The organism is Curvibacter delicatus NBRC 14919, from assembly GCF_001592265.1.
GTDB lineage: Bacteria > Pseudomonadota > Gammaproteobacteria > Burkholderiales > Burkholderiaceae_C > Hylemonella > Hylemonella delicata.
Map to the genome: position 1 here is coordinate 18,093 of NZ_BCWP01000027.1, position 24,357 is coordinate 42,449.

Genomic DNA, 24,357 nt, shown 5'->3' on the forward strand with positions numbered 1-24,357 from the left:
GGCCTCCCGTCAGTTGCCGTAGAAGTTCACGGACTGCGGCGTGTACGGCGTGCCTTCGCCCAGGAAGCGGCGCCGCACCTCGCGGGCGCGCTCCGTGGCTGCCGCCTGCCGCGCCAGTTCCAGCGACGCCGCCCGGTCTTGCGTGATCTGGAGCCGCTGCGACTGGATCGACTGCTTGGCCTGCAAGGCCAGCAACTGGTTCATGGCTTGCATCGCCTGCAACGCACCTTCGGCCGACTGGCTCTTGCCCACGAGATCGGCCAGCACGCTCTCGTCTTCGCCCAGGTTCTGCGACACCCGCGCCTGCATCTGCATGGTGGTCTGCAAGCCGTTGAGCGTGTTCCGCCAACGCTCCTGCGCGTCGCGGTACATCTGGTCGCCGCTGACGGTGGCGGCGTACTGCTCGGGATACAGGCGTGCGAACTCCCGATCCAAATTCGTCACGTCGTAGGCCAAGCCGCGAGCCTGGGCGATCAGCCGCTCGGTCGTCGCCAGATTGGCGCGCAACTGGTTCACCACGCTGGACGGCAGGCTGGCGAGGTTGCGCGCCTGGTTCATCAGCATCTGCGCTTCGTTCTGAAGCTGCTGGATCTGGTTGTTGATCTGCTCCAGCGTGCGGATCGCGGTCAGCGTGTTCTGCACGAGGTTCGTGGGGTCGATCACGACCCATTGCGCATGGGCGGTGGCGGTGCAAAGCATGGCCGCGATGGCGGCGGCGACAAGACGCTTTTTCATGGCAGGTTCTCCAGGGGTTGGTCAGCGAGGGAACCCGGCGCGAGGCCGGGGAACGAGGGCAGCAAGTCAGCCGCCCAATCGAGGCCGCGATGGCGCAGCCAGGCGCCCGCGAAGCCGGGCACGCCGGCATCCAGCAGCACGCGATCTATGTCGCGCTGGTCTTGCGGCGTGGAGGCGCCCGCGAAGGCCAGCGTCGCCGGTCCCAGGTCGAGGTCGAACAGGCGGTTGCCCAGGCGCGATTGGTAGTAGTAGTCGCGCTTGGGCTGCGCGGTGGCGACGATCTCGATTTGCCGCCGGTTGAGGCCGAAGCCCTCGTAGATCGTGCGAATCTGCGGCTCGGTCGCCTGCGGGTTCGGCAGAAAGATGCGGCTCGCGCAGCTCTCGATGATTGCGGGCGCGATGCTCGAATCCTTGATGTCCGCCAGGCTCTGCGTGGCGAAGATGACGCTGACGTTCTTCTTGCGCAGCGTCTTGAGCCATTGGCGGATGCGCGCCGCAAACACCGGGTCATCGAGGAACAGCCACGCTTCATCGAGGATCAGCAGCGTCGGCGCACCGTCGAAGCGTTCATCGAAGCGCGCAAAGAGGTAATGCAGCACAGCCATGACGGCGGCCTTGCTGTGCATCAGCTCCTCCATCTCGAAGCACTGCACGTCGGCCATGCCGAGGCGATCATGGTCGGCGTCCAGCAGTTTGCCGTGGGCGCCACCCAGCACATAGGGCGCGAGCGCCTGCCGCAGCGTGTTCGATTGCAGCAGCACGGAAAGTCCCGTCATCGTGCGCTGCTCCACCGGCGCACCGGCGAGACTTCCCAGTGCCGACCAGATAGCCGCCTTCTCGTCGGGGCCGACCGCCACGCCTTCGTGCAGCAAGCGGCCTTCGATCCATTCGGCGGCCCAGGTGCGGTAGCCCTCGCGGTCGATGCGGGCGAGAGGCTGAAACGCGATCTCGCCATCCATCCCGAGGTCGTAGTGCTCGCCGCCCAGACCGAGGATGGCGGCCCGCATGGAGCGGCCCATGTCGAAGGCGAAGGTGCGCGAGCCGCGATAGCGGCGGAACTGCATCGCCAGCGTGGCGAGCAAGACCGACTTGCCCATGCCGGTCGGGCCGGCGACCAGCGTGTGGCCCACGTCGCCGATGTGCGTCACCAGCCGGAACGGCGTCGCGCCATCGGTGCGCGTGACGATCAACGGCGGGCCGTCTAGGTGTTCGTTCTTCTCCGGCCCAGCCCATACCGCCGACACCGGCATCATGTGCGCCAGATTCAGCGTCGAGACGATGGGCTGGCGCACGTTGGCGTATGCGTTGCCGGGAATCGAGGACAGCCAGGCATCCACGGCGTTGAGCGTTTCAGGGATGGTGACGAAGCCGCGTCCCTGGATGACGCGCTCCACCATGCGCAGCTTCTCGTCGGCTGCGCTGGCGTCCTCGTCCATGACGGTGACGGTCGCCGTCAGGTAGCCGAAGGCGACTTGATCGCTGCCCAGTTCCTGCAAGGCGGCATCCGCGTCCGCCGCCTTGTTGTTGGCGTCGGTATCGACCAGCGGGCTTTCCTGCTGGAAGATCGTCTCGCGCAGCAGCGCGATGACGTTCTTGCGCTTGGCGAACCACTGGCGGCGCAGGCGCACCAGTTCCTTCTCAGCCTCGGCCTTGTCCATGCAGAGGAAGCGCGTGCTCCAGCGGTACGCAAAACCGAGGCGGTTGAGATCGTCGAGAATCCCCGGCCAGGTCGAGGTCGGAAAGCCCCGCACCGACACCACGCGCAGGTGCTGGTCGCCCAGCATCGGCGCGAGGCCACCGACCAGCACGGAATCGGTCAGCAGCGCGTCGATGTGGAACGGCACCTCGGGCACGCCGATGCGGTAGCGTCGCGTCGAGACGGTCGCGTGCAGGTAGGTCAACGTCTGGCTGTCATCGAGCCACGCGATCTCCGGCATCACGCCATCGAGCAGGTCGAAGATGCGATCCGTTTCAGCGACGAATGCGTGCAGCCGTTCGCGCCAATCCACGCCTTCGGTCGGCCGGTTTTCATACAGCAGGCCCGCAGCGCGAGCGCGAGATTCCACGGACGGCAGGAAGGCCAGCGTCAGGTGATAACCACTCTCGAAGTGGTTGCCGGACTCCTCGAAAGCGGCACGGCGTTCCGCGTCCACCAGCCACGACAGCGGTTCAGGAAACTCGGAGTGCGGATAGTCGGCGGCGGCGCGGCGTTCGGCTTCGATGAACAGCGCCCAGCCCGAACCCAGCCTGCGCAGCGCGTTGTTCAGGCGCGCCGATGTGGCGATCAGCTCGCCCTGTGTCGCGCTGTCGAGGTCAGGCCCGCGAAACCGGGCCGTGCGCTGAAAACTGCCGTCCTTGTTCAAGACGACGCCCGGCGCCACCAGTCCGGCCCAGGGCAGCCAGTCGGCGAGCAGCGCAGGACGCTGGCGGTATTCGGCGAGGTTCAGCATCGCGGCGTCCTCCCCTACACGTCCAGCAGCGACTGGTGCTTGATGTGCCGCGCGAACACGGCCATGAACTGCGGATCGACGCGCGCGCCCCATACTGCGAGCGAATGGCCGACGATCCAGAGCACCACGCCGGGAATCCACAGTTGCAGGCCCAGCCCGACAGCGGCGGCCAAGGTGCCATTGGCGATCGCCACGGTGCGCGGTGCGCCGCCCAGCAAGATCGGCTCGGTGAGCGAGCGGTGCAGCGGCACCTCGAACCCGGCCGCGAAAGTGTCCGGGCCGCTCATACGACGGCCCCGCCCGAGAAGCTGAAGAACGACAGGAAGAAGCTCGAAGCGGCGAACGCGATGGACAAGCCAAAGACGATCTGGATCAGCTTGCGGAATCCGCCCGACGTGTCGCCGAACGCGAGCGCCAGGCCCGTGGCGATGATGATGATGACCGCGACGATGCGCGCCACCGGACCCTGGATGGATTCGAGGATGGATTGCAGCGGCCCTTCCCAGGGCATCGAGGAGCCGGCAGCCTGCGCAGTGCCCGCAAGCAGCAGCATGAAGGCAGCGAGCATCAAGCCTTGCATGGCCGGGCGAGCCAGGCCATCCAACCGCGCGGGACTGGAGCGGCGGGAAAGCGGATTTACAGAAATACGGAAAGCATCAACGTGCGTCATGGCAGTTCTCCAGAGTTGTCAGGGGACAGAGAAGAAAGGTCGGACTGCGGCAGCAGCTCGGGAAACGGTGTTTCCAGCGCATCCGCCAGTTGGTAGCCCACGCCGTCGAAGCCATTGAGGCGGGCAATGCTCTCGATGCGGCGCTTGCGCCCACGCCCGGCGATATAGATCACGACGTTGACCGCCTCGGCGATCAGTGCACGGGGCGGATTCACCGCCACTTCGAGAATCAGTTGCTCCAGGCGCAACAGCGCGCCCAGCGCGGAGCCGGCATGAATCGTGGCGATGCCGCCCGGATGGCCGGTGCCCCACACCTTGATGAGATCCAGCGCTTCGGCGCCGCGCACCTCGCCGACGACGACGCGATCCGGGCGCAGGCGCATGGAGGAGCGCACCAGTTCCGTCATCGACACGACGCCCGCGCGCGTGCGCAGCGGCACGTGGTCGCGGGCCGCGCATTGCAGCTCCACCGTATCTTCGAGCACAAGCACGCGGTCGCCCGTGGCGGCAATCTCAGCCAGCAGCGCATTGGCGAGCGTGGTCTTGCCACTGCTTGTCGCGCCGGCAATCAAGATGTTCTGACGCTCATGCACGGCGCGCACCAGAAAGCCCGCCTGTTGAGCCGTCAGCATTCCGTCTTCGATGTAGCGCGAAAGTGGAATGACGCCCACGGCGCGCTTGCGCAAGGCGAAGGCCGGCCCAGGCGCTGCGGGTGGCAGGATGCCCTCGAAGCGTTCGCCGGTCTCTGGAAGCTCGGCGGACAGCAGCGGCTGGCCGCGATGCACTTCCGCGCCGACGTGGGCGGCGACAAGGCGGATGATTCGCTCGCCATCGGCCTCGGACAGCTCCACGCCCATCGGCGCGCGGCCCGAGGACAGGCGATCAATCCATAGCGTCTGGTCGGGGTTGAGCATGATTTCCACCACGTCCGGGTCTTCGAGCGCGGCGGCGATCAGCGGCCCCATCGCCGTGCGTAGCATCTGGATCCGGCGATCCAGCGAAGTGGCGGTCATGGACTGCCCTTCAATGGAAATTCGGGCGCTCATGACGCACGCTCCCACGCCTGCGCGTCCGCTGCCGCGTCCTCCATCCGCATGGGGTCGGGATGTAGTTCCTCCACCACGTCGCGCACCAGGCTGCGCCCGCGCAGCAGGTGGCGGCCCAACTGCTCCACGAACTGCTCGAAGCGCGCCTTGCCCTGGGCGCGTGCAGCGTCCTGATGCGCTTCAGGTACGGGCGTGCTCACCGTGAGGAAGTAGCGGATGAACAGCGCCAGCGTTTCGATCTGGATGTTCTGGTCGCGCTCCATGCGCTCGGCCTGGCGCGACAGGCGATCCAGCCGCTTGGCAATGGCCGCCTCACGCTGGTCGGCAGCATCGGGCGACAGCCACGATGCGAGCGCCGCCGCGACGATGGACGACTTGGAAACGCCTTTCTTGGCGGCCAGCTCGTCCAGGCGCTTGGCGTGCTCTGGCTGGATGAACAGGTTGAGGCGGTAGTGGCTCATAGCTCGATTCCGTCGTTGGGGTTCAGCGATGCCAGCCGGGCCGTGCGCTGCATGGCCGGATCAAGCTGGCGAGGAAGGGGAAGCGGCAGATCGTCGTCATCGAGCAGCGCGAGGTCGGCCGCGGACGCGGCCAACTCGGGGTCGTAGACGACGGCCTCAGTTAGTTCGGGCTGACGGCGCGGGCCACCGTCGTCGGCTGAACCCAAGTTCTCCAGGCCATCGACGGATGCCGTGGCCGGCGCGGCGGGCACGGCGGGAATCGCCAGCGCGCTCCAGTCGTCAGGCCGCGATGGCGGGGCGTCGGCGTACTGCCCGCCTGCCAGCACGGGCGGTGGGAGCACGCGGCGCTTGAAGTTGCTGTCCGCGTAGTAGCGCAGCTTCTTGGCCTTGATGGGCGCCACGCCGGACACCATCACCACGGCTTCGTCGGGCGGAAGCTGCATCACTTCGCCCGGTGTCAACAGCGGGCGCGCGGTTTCCTGGCGTGACACCATCAGGTGGCCCAGCCACGGCGCGAGCCGGTGGCCCGCATAGTTGCGCTGCGCGCGCAATTCAGTGGCCGTGCCCAGCGTTTCGGAAATGCGCTTGGCCGTGCGTTCGTCGTTGGTGGCGAACGTCACGCGCACATGGCAGTTGTCGAGGATCGAATGGTTCTGACCGTAGGCCTTGTCGATCTGGTTGAGCGACTGCGCGATGAGGAAGCTGCGGATTCCATACCCCGCCATGAAGGCCAGCGCCGTCTCGAAGAAGTCCAGGCGCCCCAGCGCTGGGAACTCGTCAAGCATCAGCAGCAGCTTGTGGCGGCGCATGATGCCGTCGCTGCCGTCGAGCGATTCGGTGAGGCGCCGCCCGATCTGGTTGAGGATCAGGCGAATGAGCGGCTTCGTCCGCGAAATGTCCGACGGCGGCACCACCAGGTACAGCGATACCGGGTGCTCCGCAGAAATCAGGTCGGCGATGCGCCAGTCGCAGCGCGACGTGACCTCGGCCACCGTGGGGTCGCGGTACAGGCCGAGGAACGACATGGCCGTGGACAACACGCCGGAGCGCTCGTTGTCCGACTTGTTGAGCACTTCGCGCGCGGCGGATGCGACAACGGGGTGCGGTGCATCGCCAAGATGCCGCGTGGTCATCATCCGGTGCAGCGTCAGCTCGAATGGGCACGACGGATCGCTGAGGAAGTTGGCAACTCCGCGCAGCGTCTTGTCCTCGCCCGCATAGAGCACATGCAGGATGGCGCCGACCAGCAGCGCGTGGCTGGTTTTCTCCCAATGGTTGCGCTTCTCCAGCGCGCCTTCGGGATCGACCAGAATGTCCGCGATGTTCTGAACGTCACGCACTTCATGCGCGCCTCGCCGCACTTCGAGCAGCGGGTTATAGGCCGCCGACTTGGCATCGGTCGGGTTGAACAGCAAACAGTGCGAGAAGCGCGAGCGCCAACCTGCGGTGATCTGCCAGTTCTCGCCCTTGATGTCGTGGATGACGGCGGATGCAGGCCAGGAAAGCAGTGTCGGCACCACCAGGCCCACGCCCTTGCCCGAGCGCGTGGGCGCGAAGGTCAGGACGTGTTCCGGGCCTTCATGGCGCAGGTACTGGCGATCGTGCTGGCCGAGAAACACACCGGTCGGCTGTGTGAGGCCGGCCTTGCGAATGTCCTGCGCGTTCGCCCAGCGTGCCGAGCCGTAGGTCGTGACCAGGCGCGATTGCCGCGAGCGCCAGACCGACATGCCAATGGCGACCAGCACAGCGACGAGCCCGCTGCCGCCCGCCATCATGCCGCCAGTGTTGAAGACTTCCGGCGCGTAGGCATCGAAGACGAACCACCACTCAAACAGCTTCCACGGGTGGTAGACCGGCGTGCCAAGAAAATCGAACCACGGCGAGCCCAAGCGTAGCTGGTAACCCAGGGCAGTGGCTGTCCATTGTGTGGCTGCCCACACTCCGGCGATCACGATGCCGAATACCACGGCGATCTGACCGAACAGCACGTTCGTCCCTTGCATGACCTGGCCTCCGATTCCTCCTACGCGGATTGCTCATAGAAGAAGCGGCACTAAGGACGTGCCACAGGCGTCAGGATCGGTGCCGGGTCAGTGCCGGTCAAAGGCCGTTATGGCGGGGATTGAGGCTGAAAGAGCCAGATTTCGCGCGGAAGCGAAAGCAATAGAAACACCACAGACGCGAGCGCGTTGCGGCGTGGTGATGTATCAGCGAGAACTTCGTGCGGTAAAACGACGACAAGGAAGTTACTTGGATTTTTGCTCAGGCCGATCACCGAAGAAGCGCCGGTTGGCGGCTTCTGCCGCACGCAAGCAGAGTTCGTCGCCGACCTTCGATCGATCTTCCCTGCATTGGCGCTGGATCTCCTTGATGCGGTCGGGATTGGCGGCGAGCGCATCCACGGTTTCCGAAGGTTGGGAGGGGCCGCATGCGGTCAGCGCAGCAACCACCATCAGCAGCATCACTTTGTTCATGGGGTCAATCCTTTCATCGAGTGGATCGTGGATTCCCGATGCTGCTCAGAGATTCTGCTGAATCAATGGAGGCCACCCGGTCGATGAATCGGGCCAACATCTCTGGAGCCTCTGTATCGCGACACAGTAGATAGGTCGTCAGCATTGGCGGTTTACCCGCCAACGGCCGAGCCACTACACCAAGCTCACGGCTGGACGCAACGTGTGCCGCTCCGGCCAAGCCCAAGGCCAGCCCGGCGGAAACCAAGGTCATCATGAGGTCAAAAGAGGCAACGTGCTGAACGATGAGCGGCTCTCGTTCGTACTTGCGCAAGATTCGATCGACCTGACGTGCATGTCCTTCGCAAATCAATGGGTCGCCCAGCACCAGCGGGTAGTGCAGAACCTCCTCCAGCGGAATCTGCTTGAAGGCCAGAACAGGATGGCGAGCGGGCACCGCCACCATCAACTCATCCTCCCAGGCAGGCGTAACCACGATGCCATCACCTACGTCTTCGGCCATCGAAAATCCTGCGTCGTATAGCTCATCGTGCAGACCCTTGATTTGTTGGGCCATCGAAACTTCGAACAACCGAACCTCGACCTCGGGGTCTTCTTCGCGGCACTGCGCAAGTAGCGCCGGCAAGCGTGATGGCGTGATGCCGTCGGACAAGGCAATGCGCAATTGCCCGTGATAGCCATTGGAGGCAGACCTGACGCTATCGCGTGCTTGCTCCAGCGCAGCGAAGATGCGCGGTACGTGCTCCAACAGCAACCGACCCGCACGGGTCAATTGCGTGCTGCGAGTAGTGCGAACGAACAGGCGCGCACCAAGGTCTTCCTCCAGTTCCTTGATGGTGCGAGACAGCGGCGATTGATCGATGTGTAACCGTTCAGCGGCCCGAGCAAAATGAAGCTCTTCCGCGACTGCGGTAAAACATCGAAGGTGGCGTAGCTCCACTTCTGTCCTTCCTAGCGTGTCAGATCATCCACGTTCCGTGGGATGCAGCCGGATGCTCCGCTCGTGTGTGAACACCAAGGACGCCGCCCTTCCAAACCGAAAATATCCACGGTGCGATGCAAGCGATTCAGCCAAGACCACATAGTAAGTGATATGTTACTTACTATGCTTCGAAAAATCAATGACTGAACTCATCGTTGGGGTGGGCAACTCCCTCTCCGGACGGAAGACGAATCAGCGGCTATCAACCGATGCTTGGAAATATCTTTGCGCAGGATTCGCCGGATTTCGACGACGGATGCCGCGGTCTCCTGCACGCTGTGTCCGGACACGATGATTTCTTCCGACTCGGCGCCCTCCAGATGCGCGCTTCGATAGGGAACCAAACCATCGTCCGATTCAGCGAGAGGGCCGTTAGCCTGCCGCCTGGCAATGATCGAGTGATAGGACACCTGATCCGAAATCGGAAGCTCGCTCGTAGCTTTGACGAAGGGATCGTTTTCGTCGAGTTGGTCAATGCTGTTGGGGATGTTCTGCAAGATCGTGGCCTGTGCCGTGGCCATGATCTCCGCGCGAGCCGGGAAGGCGTCGCCGAGGGTTGACAGCAGCGTCAATGGCAAGCGGATCAATCCGGCCACCCAACGCCCAAGTCCCTGCCCGGCAACCACGGTTCCACGGTGCGGTGTGGCAACGAATATCACGCGATCAACACCTGGGAATGGCTGAAAGCGCAAAAGGGGGTCAAGTTGGGAACGGGTGCTCCCAAGACGGTTCAGATCGATTCTTGGATCCGATGCAGCCCACTCCCACAGCTGCTGGTCTGCCGTGGAAACCATCAGCCGCGCCAGCAGTCCTCCCATGCTGTGCCCAATCAACACCAGCCCGTGGGAAGCCAAGGTTTCCTCTTCAGGGTCGAAGTGATGCAAAGCTGCCGCCAGAACTTGGCGGATTGCTGCATGACTGGCTGGTACAGGCATATTCGTGGGGTAATAGATCTCCCACACTTGGAATTCGCATCGCAGCTCTTCATCGGCCAGAAGCTCATTGGCAACGTTGACCCATGCTTCGGGGCTGCTCGCCAGTCCATGCACCATCACGATGATGCGCCGCCGCGGGTCGAACGGCTGCATCAGATACAGATGCGGCTGATCGATGCCACGCTCACGCCCAAACAGCCCTCGCAAGGATTGCTGGTTGAATCCCGAACGCGCCAACCATAAGCCGTAGCCAGCCGTGAAGTTACCAGCCAGTGGAACGCGTTGGCCGTGGAGTTGCAGATAGTCCTGTACCAAGGGGTCATACACACCGACGACGAGTTCACGCGAGGCAAGCAGCTCATCGACGGTGAGTGCATCAAAACGAAGCACTACTGTCACGTTGGGCGTTGGCATTTCGCTCCAGGCGGGAAATACCCCCGGGCGCTCGTTACCGGCGGAAGATTCGTCTGATTCGTCCAGTGACTTCGGATCTGCCTCCGTTACGGCCACCAATTCCGCACCCAAGCCGTCCCTGCGATAGATGCCGCGCAGGCCTTGGAATGCCAGAGCGTTCGCAGGCAGCAACTCGCGTGGCGTGGTCGCATCGTTGGGCAGCCGGGCGTTCAAGTCGACTCGCAAAGCCCAGTCACCCAAGCGCAATGTCGCTTTGGTTTCGCCAGCATGTGCACGAAGTGCTTGGTGCTGTAGGCCAAACAATTGCGTGACCGTTTTTTGCACCGCATAGTTGTACCAATCGCGCACCTGCGTCTGCCGTTCCTCAAACGCGCGCTCGCCGGGCGAGCGCCTGGTGAAAAAGAGATACGCGTAAGCGTGCCGAGCCGTCTCGATCCAGGCGGAAGTAGAAACGATGCGACTATTTGGGACTGCCGTCGAGATCGACATGGCATGCTGCAACCAGAGTTCAGCCAGTGCCGACAGCCTCGTTTCGCCGTCCAAGTCCTTCATCATGGTCAACGCCTCGATGCAAGTGAGCGAGGTGTTCGTTGCGCAAACTCGCTCATCGAGCCCGGTCACGCGGATTGTCTGCAAGGTCGGTGCGCTGAGTTTGCCTCTGCCGAGGAGATCGCCGCGTCGTAGGGCAACGTATTCATCCGGCGTCATCGCGCGTACAGCGACAGAAGGTTTGAATTCACTGACGACCGCGCAACCACCAAGTGCAAACGCGGCGGTGATCACGATCAACCAACGCCAGAGAGATGCAAGGAGCATATGCCTCACGATCGAGAGCTGCGTACCGGCACTGCAGAATCATTACCTGAAACGAACGGAACATTGCCCGTGAAATTGCATTTCATACGCGGCTCCCTTCGCCCTGAACAAAAGCACGCTGGCGATGCGCCAAGATCAGTGCAATGGCGCATGAAGCTATTCGCGTGCGGCGCGAGTCCGAGCGACTGGTGAGCACAATCGGCACGCGCGCGCCCATCACGATCCCCGCGCTATCGGCTTGGCCCATGTATTCCAGTTGCTTGGCCAGCATGTTGCCGCTTTCCAGGTCGGGAACGACCAGGATGTCGGCTTGCCCGGCCACGGCGGACTTGATGCCCTTGACGCGCGCGGCATCGGGAGAGACGGCGTTATCAAAGGCCAGTGGCCCGTCGAGCACACCTCCGGTGATCTGGCCACGATCGGCCATCTTGCACAGTGCCGCAGCATCCAGGGTTGAAAGCATGCGCGGGTTGACGGTTTCGACCGCCGCCAGGATCGCCACCTTGGGCTCGGCAATGCCGATGGCGCGCGCCAAGTCGATGGCGTTGCGCACGATGTCGGCCTTGATTTCGAGCGTCGGAGCGATATTGATGGCGGCGTCGGTGATGATGAAGGGCCGTGGGTAGCTGGCCGTCTGCATGATGTAGCAGTGCGTCAATCGGCGCTCGGTGCGCAGGCAGGCTTCGGGCGCCAGGATGGCACCCAGGTACTCATCGCTGTGCAAGCTGCCTTTCATCAGCGCCTGCACCTCGCCCTTGCCAGCCAGCCGGGCGGCGGTGGCCGCTGCGGCGTGGCTGTGCGGCACATCGACGACCTCGCTGTCTCCCAGTTCCAACCCCGTGTCGGCCGCAACGGCACGCAACTTGGCGAGCGGCGCCACCAATACTGGCGAGATGACGCCGGCATCGCGCGCGTCCAAGGCACCCCCCAAGCTGAGCGCGTCGCAAGGGTGCACCACCGCGGTGCGAACCGGGGCCATGGTTTTGACATGGGCGATAAGACGCTCGACACCACTTGGAGGATCGGCGCGAACGCCCTCAGGGGCTTGTTCATTCATGTGATTTCTTTGCCTTGCTTGCGCCAGTTGAACGCCAGCCTGACGTACCGATGTTGTCGCTGGCCTTCACTGGCGCCCGTGCGGCTGAAGATGGCGGGCCACCATCTCGGCTCGACTGGCGCACCAGCATTACCGGAACTGGCGCGATGCGCGCTACTTGCTCCGCATCGCTGCCCAGCAGCAGCCGGTTCATGCCGCGACGTCCGTGGGTGCCCAGGATGACCAGGTCGCAATCGTTGATCTCGGTCTGATGCGCGATCTGTTCCGACACGCGTTCGGTGCCGCTTTCAAGCAGCACCGTCTCTGTGGCAATTCCTTCCCGGCGGAGCCGACTCGCAGCCTCATCCAGCAACGTCTGGCCGGCTTTGAGGAAGCGTGGGCGGACATCCTTGATGTAGACCTCGGGACGTTCGAAACCCGTGCTGTGGCGGGTTGGTTCGACGATATGCAGCAAGATCACGGTGGCGCCGCTCAGGCGTGCCAGTTCTGCCGCATGATCGAGCGCCAGGAAGGATGTGGGACTGCCGTCCAGCGGCACCAGAAATCGGGAATACATGGAACTCCTCCGGGAGGCGCTGACTGCCGCGCGGGAAACCGCCCGCAAGGGCTGCGGGCTCTCCCGACTCATGACATGTGCTGGCCACCGTTCATCGCCACGTTGCTGCCCGTCATGAAAGCAGCAGCGTCACTGGCGATGAAGGCCACCAGCGCCGCGATCTCATCCGGCTGGCCGAGGCGACCCACCGGAATCGCTTCGATGACCTTCTGGCGCACGTCCTCGCGCACCGCCATCACCATTTCGGTGGCCAGATAGCCCGGCGAGACGGTGTTGACCGTCACGCCCTTGCGTGCCACCTCCTGCGCCAGCGCCTTGGTGAAGCCATGCACGCCAGCCTTGGCCGCCGAGTAATTGGTCTGGCCGAACTGACCCTTGCTGCCGTTGATGGACGAGACGTTGACGATGCGCCCCCAGCCACGCTCCACCATCGGATCGATGAATGGCTTGGTGACATTGAACATGGAGTCCAGGTTGGTGCGCAGCACGGCGTCCCAGCCGGCCTTGTCCATCTTGCGCAGGGTCGCGTCGCGGGTGATGCCGGCGTTGTTCACCAGGATGTCAACGTGGTGGCCGTCCGCCTGAATCTGACGCGCCAAGGCCTGGGTCGATTCCCAGTCGCCGACATCGACGCCGTAGGCCGTGAACCGGTAGCCTTTGGTGTCCTGCGCGTCAAGCCAGGCGGCGACCTTCTCGTTGCCGGGCGTGTGCGTAATGATGACGCGGTGGCCCGCGTCGTCCAGCGCGCGGGCAATGGCCGCGCCAAGGCCGCGATTGCCGCCAGTGACCAGGGCGGTTCGTCCCGAACTGCTCATATGCGCCTCCTCACTTTTTGGCCTTGCCCTGAGGCGCGGCGCCTGGCGCAGTCCAGGGCTGCGTCCATTGCTGAAAAAACTGCGCGAAAGAGGCTGTGCCGCCGCTGGCGCCGAATACCTCGGAGACAGATGCCTGCCAGGTGGTCAGCGCTTCGCGCAGGCCATCGGCGAATGCCGCCTGGCTCTTGGCAGCAGCCCGGCCGACCGCCTGTGTGTCGCCCATACGGCCTTGGCACAGGCGCCAGAACACCTCGGACGGCAAGGTGGCAAGCGCCTGCCAGTCCGCTGCCTGTTGGAGGTTCTGGATGCGCGAGGTGGTCTCCAGCACGCCACCGGCACTGAGCTGCTGCATGGCTTCGAGCCAGTGGTGGCCGCTTTCTTGAAGCAAGCGGGTGATCTGAAGCTGCAACTCGGCATTGGCCTTGTAGAGTTGGATGGGCAGTTCGCTGTTCATGTCAATGCTCCACGGTCATGATGTGCCCCTCCGGGGCGGGTGTAGGCCATGGCTGCGCAACGGCCCGATGAAAGTTGAGGGTGTATTCTTGGCGGTGTTTTGTCCTGTCATCGCATGGCCACATAGGTTCCCGGCGCATCGCCAAGCGGTGCTTGCGTCCCGCCCATGGCAGGCGGCGCGACGCGCCCGGCAGAGCGCTGGGCCAGCCATTGCTGCCATGCCGGCCACCAGGAGCCTTCGTTCATCGGGGTCTCGGCACGCCACAGTTGCGGATCGATATAGCGATCGCCGGCCGCACGGGTCGCAATCTGGAAGCTGCGCCGGGGGTGTCCCGGCTCGCTGACGACGCCGGCGTTGTGCCCCCCGCTGGTGAGAACAAAGGTCAGTTCCGCATCGCTGAGCAGGTGCATCTTGTACACGGACGGCCAGGGGGCGACGTGATCGCGCACCGTGCCGACGATGAACATGGGCACCTCGATGTCGGCCAGCGCCACGGGTCTCCCGCCGACGCGGTAGCGCCCCTCGGCCAGGTCGTTGTCCAGATACAGGCGCCGCAGGTACTCGCTGTGCATGCGGTACGGCATGCGGGTCACGTCGGCATTCCAGGCCATCAGGTCATTGAAGGTCTGACGCTCACCCAACAGGTATTCGCGCACCCGTCGCGACCAGATCAGGTCGCGTGAGTTGAGCATCTGGAACGCGCCAGCCATCTGCTTGCCGTCGAGATAGCCCTTGTCCCACATGCCGGCTTCCAGCCATGCCAGTTGACTGTCGTCGATGAAAAGCGCGATCTCGCCCGACTCGCGGAAATCAGTCTCCGATGCCAGCAGCGTCAGGCTTTGCAGACGCTCGTCGCCATCGCGGCGGCGGCGATCGCGAGCAAGGTGCCGCCCAGGCAATAGCCGACCGCCTGCACCTTGCGTTCGGGCACGATGGCCGTGACCGCATCCAATGCGTCCATGACCCCCAGCCAGCGGTAGTCCTCCAGGCCGAGGTCACGATCGGCCGCCGTCGGGTTCTTCCATGAAAGGATGAACACCGTGTGCCCCTGATCGACCAGGTACTTCACCATCGAGTTGTGCGGCGACAGGTCGAGGATGTAGTACTTCATGATCCAGGACGGCACGATCAGTACCGGCTCCGCATGCACATCCGGCGTCGTGGGTGAGTACTGGATCAACTCGATCAGGTGGTTTCGAAACACCACCTTGCCTGGGGTGACCGCCACGTCCTTGCCGACCTCGAACCCTTCGACCCCTGCAGGCGCATCGTCGAGCGCGAGGCGCCTTGCATCTTCCAGAAAGTTCATGGCGCCGCGCCACAGGTTTGCGCCCCCGCTTTGCGTGATGGCGTGCAGCACCTCGGGGTTGGTCCAGATGAAATTCGAAGGCGACCACATGTCCAGCCACTGCCGCCCGGCGAAAGTGACCATGTTCTCGTGATGGCGCGACACGCCACGCACGCCCGTGGTGGCGTTGTGCCACCACTGCTGCTGCAGCAAAAAGCCCTGGTGAATCACGTTGAAGGGCCACTGCTGCCACGCCGGGGCGGCAAAGCGCCGATCCTGCTCCAGCGGTTCGATGCAGGTCGGGCAGTCGTGCGCACTGGCAACGCGCAAGGCATAGCGCGCAAGGCGCTGCTGCTTGTGCAAACCCTTTTCGATCAAGCTGCGTTGCTTGCCTGGTGAAAGGCTCAGGTGCAACGCCCAGTCGTACCAGGCCAGCAGGCCGGCCGCCGGTGACAGCCCACCCGTGCTGCGCGCCCGCCAGGCGTTCGCAAGCGTATCCAGGGTGTCAGGGCGACAGGCTTCGGGCTGCGCCAGATCGGCCTTGCCGTGTGTTGCGACGTTGCTCATCTCCAACCCTTCATTTAGCGAGTAACATATTACTATCTTATCGCTTACAGGAAAAGTTGCAAGCCTTCCGCAGGGGCGCCAAATTTTTCAGCCACCCAAAGCTCAATCACTACCGCTGCTGATGCTGCAGTCCGACGATCAAGCACTTTTCGATCTGTCTGGAAGGCCATACAGCTTCTTGAGTTGCATCAAGTTGACCGATCCGCTCTCCCCAGGAAAGGGCCCACAGTCCTGCCTCACCCGACAAGTTTCCGATCTTGCATCATGGTCATTTTGCGTGTTACGATAGTAATAGATCACTAACTACATGGAGTCCGAATCGTGAGTCAACGCCCCCAATACCTGTCCGCCGAAGATCGGCGTGCGGCCACAGTGCAAGCCGTGGTTGATCTGGCAGCCGAGCAGAACCCGGCCGAGATCACGACCACGGCGATTGCCGACCGAATGGGCCTGACACAGGGCGCGCTGTTTCGCCACTTCCCCACCAAGGAAGCCATCGTGGAAGCCACGATGTCGTGGGTCGGCGAACGTCTTCTGGTCACCGTGGACAAGGCGGCCGAGGGCGCCGCATCTCCCGCCGCAGCGCTCGAAGCGATGTTCATCACGCACATCGACTTCGTGTCCAAGCACCCGGGCGTGCTGAACCGACGCGGGCAAAGCAAGAACGGCCCCTTGCCCGTGGGCTCGATTCCCGGCATGGACGCCACCCAGACCATCTACGATGCGGGCTTCGATGCGGCCTGGGAGGCCGATCTATTCGGCGCCAAGCGCCGCGCCCTGGAAGGCGCCAGCGCCCGCCTGCAAGCCACCGAAGTCGAAGCACAGGGTGTGCGCATGCGCATCGTGGCCGAGGTCGCACGCACCTGGTTCACCGCCGTTGGTGCTGGATACGAACTGCATGCACAACAAGCCACGCTGGATACGCTGCAGCAGACCTTGGAGCTGGTGCGCCTGCGGCATGCATTGGGCGACGCATCCGCCGCCGATGTGGAGGCGGCTTATGCGCAGTGGACTGCCGTCAACGCACTGCTGCCGGACATCCAGGCCCGCCAGCGCGCCGCGGTGCTGGGCCTGGGCGTGCTCTTGGGCGCTCCACCGGAGCGTGAACTGGCATTGCTCGACGGCCCCTTGGCACCGTGCACGCTGCGGGCCCTGCCGGTGGGCGAACGTGCTGATCTTCTGCGCCGCCGCCCTGACGTGCTGGCCGCGGAACGGCGTCTGGCGGCGAGTTCTGCCGACATCGGCGTGGCCACGGCCGAGCTGTTCCCCAAGCTCTCCATCGGTGTCGGCGGCGGGTTTCAGGCGCTCAGCACGGGCAACTGGTTCGATGCATCCAGTTCACGGTTTTCCATCCTGCCGCTGATTTCCTGGCGTCTGTTCGATGGTGGCCGCGTGCGTGCCGAGATTCGGGCACGCGAGGCCGCCGAGCAGCAGGCGGCGCTGGCCTATGAGCAGGCGGTGTTGGCGGCGCTGGGTGACGCCGAGCGTGCGCTGGGCGACTACCACGGCGGGCTGGACACGTTGGAGCGCCGTGCCATGGCCCTGGATGCGGCACGAACCAGCTACGGCTACGCCAAGGCTCGCTACGCCGCGGGCGATGTTGCACTGGTGGAGCTGCTGGCCGCCCAGCGCAGCCTGCACGAAGCCGAGACTGCGGCCGCACGTGCGCATACCAGCGCCGCCGTGCAATTGGTGGCGCTGTACAAGGCGCTCGGGGGCGGCTGGGAGGTATCCAACATGACGCCAAGCGCCGCCCATTCGCCTACAGGCGCCGCCGCACCCACGCCTCGTGCAAGTCGCTCCGGCATGCCTGCAAGCGCCGCCGCGACGGAACACCTCACAAGCCAAAGCGCGGAACGCGAAACCCTTACTCACTTGATCATCAACAGGCCAACCGAAGGAGCCAAGCCATGACCACCACCGCCTTTTTCATTCCGCCCGTGAACCTGATGGGCGCGGGCTGTCTTCGTGATGCAGCCAAGGCCATCCAGTCCTATGGCTTCAGGAAAGCGCTGATCGTGACCGACCTTCCCTTGGTTCGTCTCGGACTGGTCGGCAACGTGCGCGACCTTCTTGCCAGCCACGGCGTGGATACCCTGGTTTTTCATGGAGTGCAGCCCAACCCGACGACCAAGAACGTGGCCGATGGGCTGAAGCAACTGCGCGACAACGATTGTGATTTCGTCATCTCGCTCGGCGGCGGTTCGCCGCACGACTGCGCCAAGGGAATCGCATTGGTCGCTGCCAATGGCGGAACGATCAAGGACTACGAGGGACTTGACCAGTCGGCCAAGCCGCAGCTGCCCTTGGTGGCGATCAACACCACGGCTGGAACGGCCAGCGAAATGACGCGCTTTTGCATCATCACCGACGAGGCGCGCCACGTGAAGATGGCGATCGTCGACAAGCACACGACGCCCATTCTCTCGGTCAACGACCCCGAGCTGATGCTGCTCAAACCCGCCAGCTTGACCGCCGCCACCGGCATGGATGCCCTTACGCACGCGGTGGAGGCCTATGTTTCAACCATTGCCACGCCGATCACCGATGCCTGCGCACTCAAGGCCGTGGCATTGATAAGCCAATGGCTGCGCAAGGCGGTGGCTGACGGGCGAAACGTCGAAGCGCGCGAACAGATGGCCTATGCGCAGTTCCTCGCCGGCATGGCCTTCAACAATGCCTCGCTGGGCTACGTGCACGCCATGGCGCATCAACTGGGCGGCTTCTACGACCTGCCGCACGGTGTGTGCAACGCCGTCCTGCTGCCGCACGTGCAGGCCTACAACAAGCAGGTCGCTGCGGGACGCCTCGCCGACATCGCCCGCGCGATGGGGGAAAAGACCGATGGCCTGGGCGACGAGGCCGCCGCGGATCTGTGCCTATTGGCGATTCGCCAATTGTCCGCCGACATCGGCATTCCCCACGGGCTGTCACAGCTTGGCGTTCAGGCCAAGGACTTTCCCACCCTGGCCACCAATGCGCTCAAGGACGCGTGCGGACTGACCAATCCAATACAGGCGTCGCACGAGGAAATCAGTGCCATTTTCGCGGCGGCCATGTAGCCGTCGGCGTGATTTCCCGAACCCGTTCTATCCCACCATCAAGGAGTGCCTCCATGCAAACGAACGTAGGAAACCTCGATCGCATCGCGCGCGTCGTCATCGGCCTGATCCTGCTCAGCTTGCCGTTGTGGCTGGATTCGCCATGGCGGTGGCTGGGGCTCATCGGAATCATGCCGCTGATTACCGGCCTGGCGGGTCACTGTCCGGGCTATCGCCTGCTCGGCGTGAACACCTGTCCAATGCAAAAGAAGAAGCCCGAGTGAGCATCCCATGAAACTGAAATTTCTGGGTGCTGCGCGCGAAGTCACCGGGTCGTGCTTCCTGGTGGAGGCGGCGGGCCTGCGCTTCCTGGTGGATTGCGGCATGGTTCAAGGGGGCTCTGCGGCGGCGGCGCGCAACCGCGAGCCATTTCCGTTCGACCCGGCAGCTATCGATTTCGTGCTCCTGACCCATGCCCACATCGACCACAGCGGGCTATTGCCCAAACTCACCCGCGCCGGGTTCAAAGGGGCCATCTACACCACTCCCGCCACGGTTGATCTGCTGGGCGTGATGCTGCCCGACAGTGCACACATCCAGGAGAGCGATGCAAAACGCAGTGCCAAGCGGTTCCGCGGAAAGGACCCGCTGCCGCCGCTGTACACGCTGCAGGATGCGCGCGAATGCCTGCAGCAGGTACGAGGCATCGAATACGACCGGGAGTTCGCGCCCCGGGTCGGGGTGCGCGCGCGCTTTCGCGATGCCGGGCACATCCTCGGTTCGGCCATCATCGAAGTCTGGGTCACCGAGTACGGCTACCCGACAAAACTGGTATTCAGCGGCGACCTTGGCCAGCCGGGACGCCCGATATTGCGCGACCCGACACCCATCGAGGACGCCGACATCCTCGTCATCGAGTCCACCTATGGCAACCGCCAGCACAAGGACTTTTCGGCAACCGAAGAGGAGATGATCGGCATCGTCGAGAAAACCCTGTTCGAACGCGGTGGCAACGTCATCGTGCCGGCCTTCGCGGTCGGTCGAACCCAGGAAGTCCTGTACCACCTGCACCGTCTCACCAGCGAGGGGCGGCTGCGGCAACCGAGGGTATTCGTTGATTCGCCGATGGCCACGGAAGCCACGCGCATCACGCGCGAGCACCTTGAGCTGTTCGACGAGCAGGCCAAGCGCTTGGCCGGGTGGCACGCGCGGGGCGAAAACCTGCCGTATCTGCATTTCACGGAAAGCGCCGACGAATCCATGGCGCTGAACCAGATTCGTTCGGGCGCGATCATCATTTCCGCCAGCGGCATGTGCGACGCGGGACGCATCCGGCACCACCTGCGCCACAATTTGCCGCGCAAGGAATGCAGCGTCCTGTTCTCCGGCTTTCAGGCGCAGGGAACACTGGGCCGCCAACTGGTCGATGGCGCGGCGCGCGTGCGCATCTTCGGCGACGACATTCCGGTGCGCGCGGCGATCCACAGTGTCGATGGGCTCTCGGCGCACGCCGACCAACCAGCCCTGATGGCCTGGGCCCGAGGCTTCAAGCAAGCCCCCGAGCAAACCTTTGTAGTGCATGGGGAGCCGTCCGCCGCGCAGGCTTTGGCGGAACTCCTGCAACAGCAGCTTGGCTGGCAGGTCTCGGTGCCCGAGCGCGGCCGGGTCGTTCCGTGGCCGGATTTTCTGGTGGTCGAGCGATGACACCGCCCGCTGATCCTGACGAGCGCCTGCGCGCCATCCTCGATTCACCCACATACCGCCTTGCGTATGAAGACATCGATTTGCTTGGCCAGGACGATCTGCGCCCGCTGCGTCTCCAACTCGAACTGCTCAAGCCCGAACGCATCTTGCGTGAGCAAGGCGTGCATTCGACCGTGGTGGTGTTTGGCAGTGCGCGCGTAAGCGATGCTGCCACTGCACGCGACCGGCTCGCTGTGCTGGAGCAGCGAGCGGGCACCATGCCGGGGAATCCAACGTTTGGGCGGGACCTGACCTTGGCCCGTCGCCGCGTGGAACAGGCACGCTATTACGAAGAGGCACAGCGCTTCGCCCAACTGATCTCTGCTCGTTTCCAGCAGGAGGGGCGGTGCGACTTCGTCGTCATCACCGGTGGCGGCCCCGGCATCATGGAAGCCGCCAATCGCGGTGCTTTCGATGCCGGGGCCCGCTCGATCGGCCTCAACATCACTTTGCCGCACGAACAAGCGCCGAACCCCTACATGTGTCCGGAGCTGGCGTTTCGGTTCCACTATTTCGCGCTGCGCAAAATGCATTTCTTGCTGCATGCGAAAGGTTTGGTGGCCTTCCCCGGTGGCTATGGAACGCTCGACGAACTGTTCGAGGTGCTGACCCTGATCCAGACCGGCAAGATGCAGCGGATTCCGGTGGTTCTGGTCGGCCGCGGCTTCTGGAGCCGAGCCGTTGATTTCGATCTTCTGCTCGACGAAGGCTACGTATCGCCATCCGATCTCGACTTGTTTACCTGCGTGGACAAAGCCGAGGAAATCATGGGTGCCTTGGAACGCTTTTACGTCGATAGAGCAACAGATGGCGCGCCATCATGATGCGCATCGGCAGCCTTCACGCGCGGCTGCCAAAGGCCAATGCGCAATGGTCGATGCGCAGTATCACGCCGCTGATTGCGTGCGCGGTACTCGGCTCGACTGCCGCCCGTGGCGCAGAGCCCGCATCCTCGGATGGTATTTCCCGCTGCCTGCCAGAGCACGCCTTGCACTGGAGAGGTGGAACCCTGCGCCTGGAGAACGATTTGTTCACCGGTACCGACCGCAACTACACCAACGGCGTGGCGTTGAGCATGGTTTCGCGCGATCTGCAAGGCGCGCTCCGCCCGGAGTGTCTGCCCCAACCGATTGCCTGGTACACCCGCTTCATCGGCTGGGCTGATCCTGAGTTCTGGCGCGACTCCGGTGCCCGGTCGGCGTCGCAAAACATCGTCGTGCGCTTCGGCCAGTCCATGTACACACCCGAGGACAAGGCACGCACCGATCTGATTTCTGACGATCGCCCGTACGCCGGCCTGCTGTATCTGGGTCTGGCATGGAATCGCCGCGTCCACCCACAGGCCGTCAGCTATGAAATACTTGATGTGCGCGAACTGACCCTGGGCGTGATTGGCCCCTGGTCGTTGGCGGAGCAATCGCAGGATCTGGTGCATCGGGTGCGGGGCATCGATCGTTTTCGCGGCTGGGACAACCAGTTGCGCAACGAACCCGCGTTCCAGATGGCGATGGAGCGCAAGTTCAAGTCGTACACAGAGGGTGCCGTCCGGCCGGGATGGAGCGGCGACGTGATCGGCAGCTATGCCCTGCGGATCGGAAACATCGAAACCGCAGCCAGCACCGGCATGGAATTGCGTGCGGGCTGGAACATTCCGAACGACTTCGGCAGCTATCCGATTCGGCCCGGCGCGGAGAATCGCCCGCCCTCGGGCGTTTCCGACCTGCGCAGAACAGAGCCTCAATCAGCGCGCGCGCCCAAACCCGGAGCGCATGCATTCCTGAATCTGGAGGCCAAAGCCGTTGCCTGGGATTTCTCGCTCGACGGGAATCTGTTTCGGCACAGCCATCACGTCAGTCGACGACCCTGGGTCGCTCAGGCAGCCATTGGCATCAGCAGCCAATGGATTGTTGCCGGGCATGGCGTGCGGCTTGCCGTGATGCGCGTCTGGAGAACCCGCGAGTTCGACCAGCAGATCGGCCATCACGCCTTCGGATCGATTGCGTTGAGCATGGAATTTTGAAATCCCGAAGCCATGCGCCCGCCTGCGAAGCATTCACCAACAACCTCCATGGAGAATCCCGTGAGTTACCTCTTGAACCCTCGACAGCTTTTGACGATCACGTTGTCAGTAGCCTTGGCCACCGCCACCACGGGACTGGGCGCGCAGTCCGCTGACGCTGCAAAGCCGATGGCGCTTCGCAGCGTCATGGAGCGACTTGGCCGTGACATGCAAGCCGTCACCGGTGCGATTTCCAAGGAGGAATGGACACTGGTCGCCGAGTTGGCGCCCAAAATCGCCAAGCATGCCGAGCCACCTCTGGGCGAAAAGATGCGCATTCTTGGCTGGCTTGGCACGGATGCCGGGAAATTCCGGGGTTTCGATGGACAGGTCCAGGACGCTGCGAGCGCCATGGGGGATGCCGCCAAGCGCGGCGACGGCCAGGCCGTTATCGCCGCATTCTCCAAGACACAACAAAGCTGCCTCGCTTGTCACCAAAGCTTCCGACAATCGTTCGTGGAACAGTTTTATGGGAGTCGCTGACACGCATTTGTCCCAGGCCGGTTTGTATGGGGCATCACGATGAGCAACTCCCAGCCGAGCCTCATCCTGGTGCTCAATTGCGGCTCCTCAAGCATCAAGTTCGCCTTGTTCGATGCACAGGTGCGCCCGTTGCCGCGCGAGCCGCTCTGGCACGGCAAGGTGCAAGGGATTGCTGGGCCCGCGCCTGAGTACAGCGACAGTGGCACTGCACAGCAGCGCATCCATCTGGATCACGAACACCCTCACACCGCCGCTCTGGCGCTGGTTCAAGCGCGCATCGTGGCCCGACTCGATGGCCGCCGCATTGTGGCCATCGCGCATCGTGTCGTCCATGGCGGCAGCAGGTACTTCGAGCCAACCGTGGTGACCGATGGCTCCATCGCGGAGCTGCGGGCCTTGATTCCTTTGGCGCCGTTGCACCAACCCTTTCCCCTGAAGGCCATGAGTTTGCTGTTCGAGCAGTGGCCCGGAATTGTTCAGGTAGCGTGCTTCGATACAGCCTTTCACCGCACGGCGCCGAAGGTGGAGCAGATCCTGCCGCTGCCGTACTCGGCCTGGGAACGCGGTCTGCGCCGCTACGGCTTTCACGGCCTTTCATACGACTACATGAGCCACGTCCTGCCCGAGCGCCACGGTGATCTGGCACGCGGCCGCACCATCGTCGCGCACCTCGGCAGCGGGGCCAGCCTGTGCGCGATGCAGAACCTGCAAAGCATCGCCACCACGATGGGATTTTCCGCGCTCGACGGCCTGATGATGGGCACCCGTACCGGCTCGCTCGATCCGGGCGCCCTGCTCTACCTGATGGAGATCGAAAAGCTCTCACTGGAAGAAGTAGGCCGCACGCTCTACAACCAGTCCGGCCTGCTCGGTGTTTCCGGGATTTCGGCCGAGCCGCGCGTGGTGGTGAAGCACGAGAGCGATTCCGGCGAAGTCGGCGAACGCGCCCGCATCGCGTTGGCGCTCTACGTGCGCCGTATCGTGCGGGAGATTGGCGCACTGATCGCAGTCATTGGCGGCCTGGATCTGCTCGTGTTCACTGCCGGTGTCGGTGAGCACAACGCCTTCGTGCGCGAGCGCGTCTGCCGCGACCTGGCATTTATCGGCATCAAGCTGGATGCCGATGCCAACGCCATCGATGCCCCGGTTATCTCCACCACCGACAGCCGGGTGCTGGCCGCGGTGGAGCCTACCAACGAGGAATGGATCACAGCGCGCTATACGCAGGATTTGATAGGCGGCGCGTGATGTCCCAGCCAGGCCGAGCGCGCTCAACTCAACTGACTCTGTAGCCACGCAGGGATTCATCGA

The 24,357-nt window shown here is 63.7% G+C and carries 21 protein-coding genes and 2 pseudogenes; 8 read left to right on the top strand and 15 right to left on the bottom strand.

What is annotated here, in order from left to right:
* Nucleotides 1–9: 9 nt before the first annotated feature.
* From trbJ to CDE01S_RS12970, 15 genes and pseudogenes are all read right to left on the bottom strand, one after another.
* Entirely contained in the window at nucleotides 10–735 is a 726-nt protein-coding gene (gene trbJ / locus CDE01S_RS12900) for a P-type conjugative transfer protein TrbJ (RefSeq protein ID WP_066708177.1), read from the bottom strand.
* On the bottom strand, nucleotides 732–3,185 hold the full coding sequence (trbE, locus tag CDE01S_RS12905; RefSeq protein ID WP_066708182.1) for a conjugal transfer protein TrbE: 2,454 nt from the start codon (nucleotides 3,183–3,185) through the stop codon (nucleotides 732–734). Before trbE ends, trbJ begins: the two co-directional genes overlap by 4 nt.
* A 14-nt stretch (nucleotides 3,186–3,199) precedes the next feature.
* Nucleotides 3,200–3,472 carry a VirB3 family type IV secretion system protein gene (locus tag CDE01S_RS12910; RefSeq protein ID WP_013519651.1) on the bottom strand — a complete coding sequence of 91 codons (273 nt, stop codon included), beginning with the start codon at nucleotides 3,470–3,472 and terminating at the stop codon, nucleotides 3,200–3,202.
* Nucleotides 3,469–3,855: a TrbC/VirB2 family type IV secretion system protein gene (locus tag CDE01S_RS12915; protein WP_003056137.1), complete on the bottom strand. Its 387-nt coding sequence runs from the start codon at nucleotides 3,853–3,855 to the stop codon at nucleotides 3,469–3,471. The genes CDE01S_RS12910 and CDE01S_RS12915 overlap by 4 nt, the downstream gene beginning before the upstream one ends.
* A complete protein-coding gene (trbB, locus tag CDE01S_RS12920; RefSeq protein WP_066708185.1) occupies nucleotides 3,852–4,901 on the bottom strand; it encodes a P-type conjugative transfer ATPase TrbB in 1,050 nt (349 codons plus the stop codon). The genes CDE01S_RS12915 and trbB overlap by 4 nt, the downstream gene beginning before the upstream one ends.
* On the bottom strand, nucleotides 4,898–5,362 hold the full coding sequence (locus CDE01S_RS12925) for a ribbon-helix-helix protein, CopG family (RefSeq protein ID WP_024539897.1): 465 nt from the start codon (nucleotides 5,360–5,362) through the stop codon (nucleotides 4,898–4,900). Before CDE01S_RS12925 ends, trbB begins: the two co-directional genes overlap by 4 nt.
* Nucleotides 5,359–7,365, bottom strand: a complete 2,007-nt coding sequence (locus CDE01S_RS12930; protein ID WP_013519654.1) for a conjugal transfer protein TraG — start codon at nucleotides 7,363–7,365, stop codon at nucleotides 5,359–5,361. Before CDE01S_RS12930 ends, CDE01S_RS12925 begins: the two co-directional genes overlap by 4 nt.
* 243 nt (nucleotides 7,366–7,608) lie before the next feature.
* Nucleotides 7,609–7,836 carry an EexN family lipoprotein gene (locus tag CDE01S_RS12935; protein ID WP_013519655.1) on the bottom strand — a complete coding sequence of 76 codons (228 nt, stop codon included), beginning with the start codon at nucleotides 7,834–7,836 and terminating at the stop codon, nucleotides 7,609–7,611.
* A gap of 13 nt (nucleotides 7,837–7,849) precedes the next feature.
* Nucleotides 7,850–8,776: a LysR family transcriptional regulator gene (locus CDE01S_RS12940; protein ID WP_013519656.1), complete on the bottom strand. Its 927-nt coding sequence runs from the start codon at nucleotides 8,774–8,776 to the stop codon at nucleotides 7,850–7,852.
* A gap of 191 nt (nucleotides 8,777–8,967) precedes the next feature.
* On the bottom strand, nucleotides 8,968–10,950 hold the full coding sequence (locus CDE01S_RS12945; protein WP_369406366.1) for an esterase/lipase family protein: 1,983 nt from the start codon (nucleotides 10,948–10,950) through the stop codon (nucleotides 8,968–8,970).
* 115 nt (nucleotides 10,951–11,065) lie between these two features.
* Nucleotides 11,066–12,100 (bottom strand): annotated as a pseudogene (locus CDE01S_RS12950) (bifunctional enoyl-CoA hydratase/phosphate acetyltransferase); the annotation flags it as partial.
* Nucleotides 12,033–12,596 carry a universal stress protein gene (locus CDE01S_RS12955; protein WP_013519659.1) on the bottom strand — a complete coding sequence of 188 codons (564 nt, stop codon included), beginning with the start codon at nucleotides 12,594–12,596 and terminating at the stop codon, nucleotides 12,033–12,035. The gene CDE01S_RS12955 and the pseudogene CDE01S_RS12950, both read right to left, overlap by 68 nt.
* Nucleotides 12,597–12,664: 68 nt before the next feature.
* Nucleotides 12,665–13,411: an acetoacetyl-CoA reductase gene (gene phbB / locus CDE01S_RS12960; protein ID WP_013519660.1), complete on the bottom strand. Its 747-nt coding sequence runs from the start codon at nucleotides 13,409–13,411 to the stop codon at nucleotides 12,665–12,667.
* 10 nt (nucleotides 13,412–13,421) lie between these two features.
* Nucleotides 13,422–13,865, bottom strand: a complete 444-nt coding sequence (locus tag CDE01S_RS12965; RefSeq protein ID WP_013519661.1) for a hypothetical protein — start codon at nucleotides 13,863–13,865, stop codon at nucleotides 13,422–13,424.
* A 107-nt stretch (nucleotides 13,866–13,972) separates the two neighbouring features.
* Nucleotides 13,973–15,720: pseudogene (locus CDE01S_RS12970) on the bottom strand (PHA/PHB synthase family protein).
* A 321-nt stretch (nucleotides 15,721–16,041) separates the two neighbouring features.
* On the opposite strand from CDE01S_RS12970, the gene CDE01S_RS12975 reads away from it, so the two are divergent.
* The 8 genes from CDE01S_RS12975 to CDE01S_RS13010 are packed head-to-tail and all read left to right on the top strand — an operon-like array spanning nucleotide 16,042 to nucleotide 24,294.
* Nucleotides 16,042–17,634: an efflux transporter outer membrane subunit gene (locus CDE01S_RS12975; protein ID WP_084382878.1), complete on the top strand. Its 1,593-nt coding sequence runs from the start codon at nucleotides 16,042–16,044 to the stop codon at nucleotides 17,632–17,634.
* Nucleotides 17,631–18,782: an L-threonine dehydrogenase gene (gene yiaY / locus CDE01S_RS12980; RefSeq protein WP_013519670.1), complete on the top strand. Its 1,152-nt coding sequence runs from the start codon at nucleotides 17,631–17,633 to the stop codon at nucleotides 18,780–18,782. Before CDE01S_RS12975 ends, yiaY begins: the two co-directional genes overlap by 4 nt.
* 53 nt (nucleotides 18,783–18,835) lie before the next feature.
* The gene (locus CDE01S_RS12985; RefSeq protein ID WP_066708191.1) at nucleotides 18,836–19,045 is read left to right on the top strand and encodes a YgaP family membrane protein; all 210 of its coding nucleotides are present in this window, start codon (nucleotides 18,836–18,838) and stop codon (nucleotides 19,043–19,045) included.
* Between the two features lie 7 nt (nucleotides 19,046–19,052).
* Nucleotides 19,053–20,465, top strand: coding sequence for an MBL fold metallo-hydrolase RNA specificity domain-containing protein (locus CDE01S_RS12990; RefSeq protein ID WP_066708194.1), 1,413 nt, complete (start codon nucleotides 19,053–19,055; stop codon nucleotides 20,463–20,465).
* Nucleotides 20,462–21,328 carry an LOG family protein gene (locus CDE01S_RS12995; RefSeq protein ID WP_066708197.1) on the top strand — a complete coding sequence of 289 codons (867 nt, stop codon included), beginning with the start codon at nucleotides 20,462–20,464 and terminating at the stop codon, nucleotides 21,326–21,328. The genes CDE01S_RS12990 and CDE01S_RS12995 overlap by 4 nt, the downstream gene beginning before the upstream one ends.
* On the top strand, nucleotides 21,325–22,524 hold the full coding sequence (locus CDE01S_RS13000; protein ID WP_066708200.1) for a lipid A deacylase LpxR family protein: 1,200 nt from the start codon (nucleotides 21,325–21,327) through the stop codon (nucleotides 22,522–22,524). Before CDE01S_RS12995 ends, CDE01S_RS13000 begins: the two co-directional genes overlap by 4 nt.
* Before the next feature lie 60 nt (nucleotides 22,525–22,584).
* On the top strand, nucleotides 22,585–23,046 hold the full coding sequence (locus CDE01S_RS13005) for a cytochrome c (RefSeq protein WP_024539904.1): 462 nt from the start codon (nucleotides 22,585–22,587) through the stop codon (nucleotides 23,044–23,046).
* Nucleotides 23,047–23,085: 39 nt separating this feature from the next.
* Complete coding sequence (locus tag CDE01S_RS13010; RefSeq protein WP_066708203.1) at nucleotides 23,086–24,294, top strand: acetate/propionate family kinase; 1,209 nt, start codon at nucleotides 23,086–23,088, stop codon at nucleotides 24,292–24,294.
* Nucleotides 24,295–24,357: the final 63 nt, after the last annotated feature.

Excerpts from the sequence above, each read along its gene's own strand:
- CDE01S_RS13000 (WP_066708200.1), top strand. The coding sequence starts at position 21,325 with ATGATGCGCATCGGCAGCCTTCACGCGCGGCTGCCAAAGGCCAATGCG.
- CDE01S_RS12990 (WP_066708194.1), top strand. The coding sequence starts at position 19,053 with ATGAAACTGAAATTTCTGGGTGCTGCGCGCGAAGTCACCGGGTCGTGC.
- CDE01S_RS12995 (WP_066708197.1), top strand. The coding sequence starts at position 20,462 with ATGACACCGCCCGCTGATCCTGACGAGCGCCTGCGCGCCATCCTCGAT.
- trbJ (WP_066708177.1), bottom strand. The coding sequence starts at position 735 with ATGAAAAAGCGTCTTGTCGCCGCCGCCATCGCGGCCATGCTTTGCACC.
- CDE01S_RS12915 (WP_003056137.1), bottom strand. The coding sequence starts at position 3,855 with ATGACGCACGTTGATGCTTTCCGTATTTCTGTAAATCCGCTTTCCCGC.
- CDE01S_RS12985 (WP_066708191.1), top strand. The coding sequence starts at position 18,836 with ATGCAAACGAACGTAGGAAACCTCGATCGCATCGCGCGCGTCGTCATC.
- CDE01S_RS12925 (WP_024539897.1), bottom strand. The coding sequence starts at position 5,362 with ATGAGCCACTACCGCCTCAACCTGTTCATCCAGCCAGAGCACGCCAAG.
- CDE01S_RS12910 (WP_013519651.1), bottom strand. The coding sequence starts at position 3,472 with ATGAGCGGCCCGGACACTTTCGCGGCCGGGTTCGAGGTGCCGCTGCAC.
- phbB (WP_013519660.1), bottom strand. The coding sequence starts at position 13,411 with ATGAGCAGTTCGGGACGAACCGCCCTGGTCACTGGCGGCAATCGCGGC.
- yiaY (WP_013519670.1), top strand. The coding sequence starts at position 17,631 with ATGACCACCACCGCCTTTTTCATTCCGCCCGTGAACCTGATGGGCGCG.
- CDE01S_RS13010 (WP_066708203.1), top strand. The coding sequence starts at position 23,086 with ATGAGCAACTCCCAGCCGAGCCTCATCCTGGTGCTCAATTGCGGCTCC.
- CDE01S_RS12955 (WP_013519659.1), bottom strand. The coding sequence starts at position 12,596 with ATGTATTCCCGATTTCTGGTGCCGCTGGACGGCAGTCCCACATCCTTC.
- CDE01S_RS12965 (WP_013519661.1), bottom strand. The coding sequence starts at position 13,865 with ATGAACAGCGAACTGCCCATCCAACTCTACAAGGCCAATGCCGAGTTG.
- CDE01S_RS12935 (WP_013519655.1), bottom strand. The coding sequence starts at position 7,836 with ATGAACAAAGTGATGCTGCTGATGGTGGTTGCTGCGCTGACCGCATGC.
- trbE (WP_066708182.1), bottom strand. The coding sequence starts at position 3,185 with ATGCTGAACCTCGCCGAATACCGCCAGCGTCCTGCGCTGCTCGCCGAC.
- CDE01S_RS12930 (WP_013519654.1), bottom strand. The coding sequence starts at position 7,365 with ATGCAAGGGACGAACGTGCTGTTCGGTCAGATCGCCGTGGTATTCGGC.
- trbB (WP_066708185.1), bottom strand. The coding sequence starts at position 4,901 with ATGAGCGCCCGAATTTCCATTGAAGGGCAGTCCATGACCGCCACTTCG.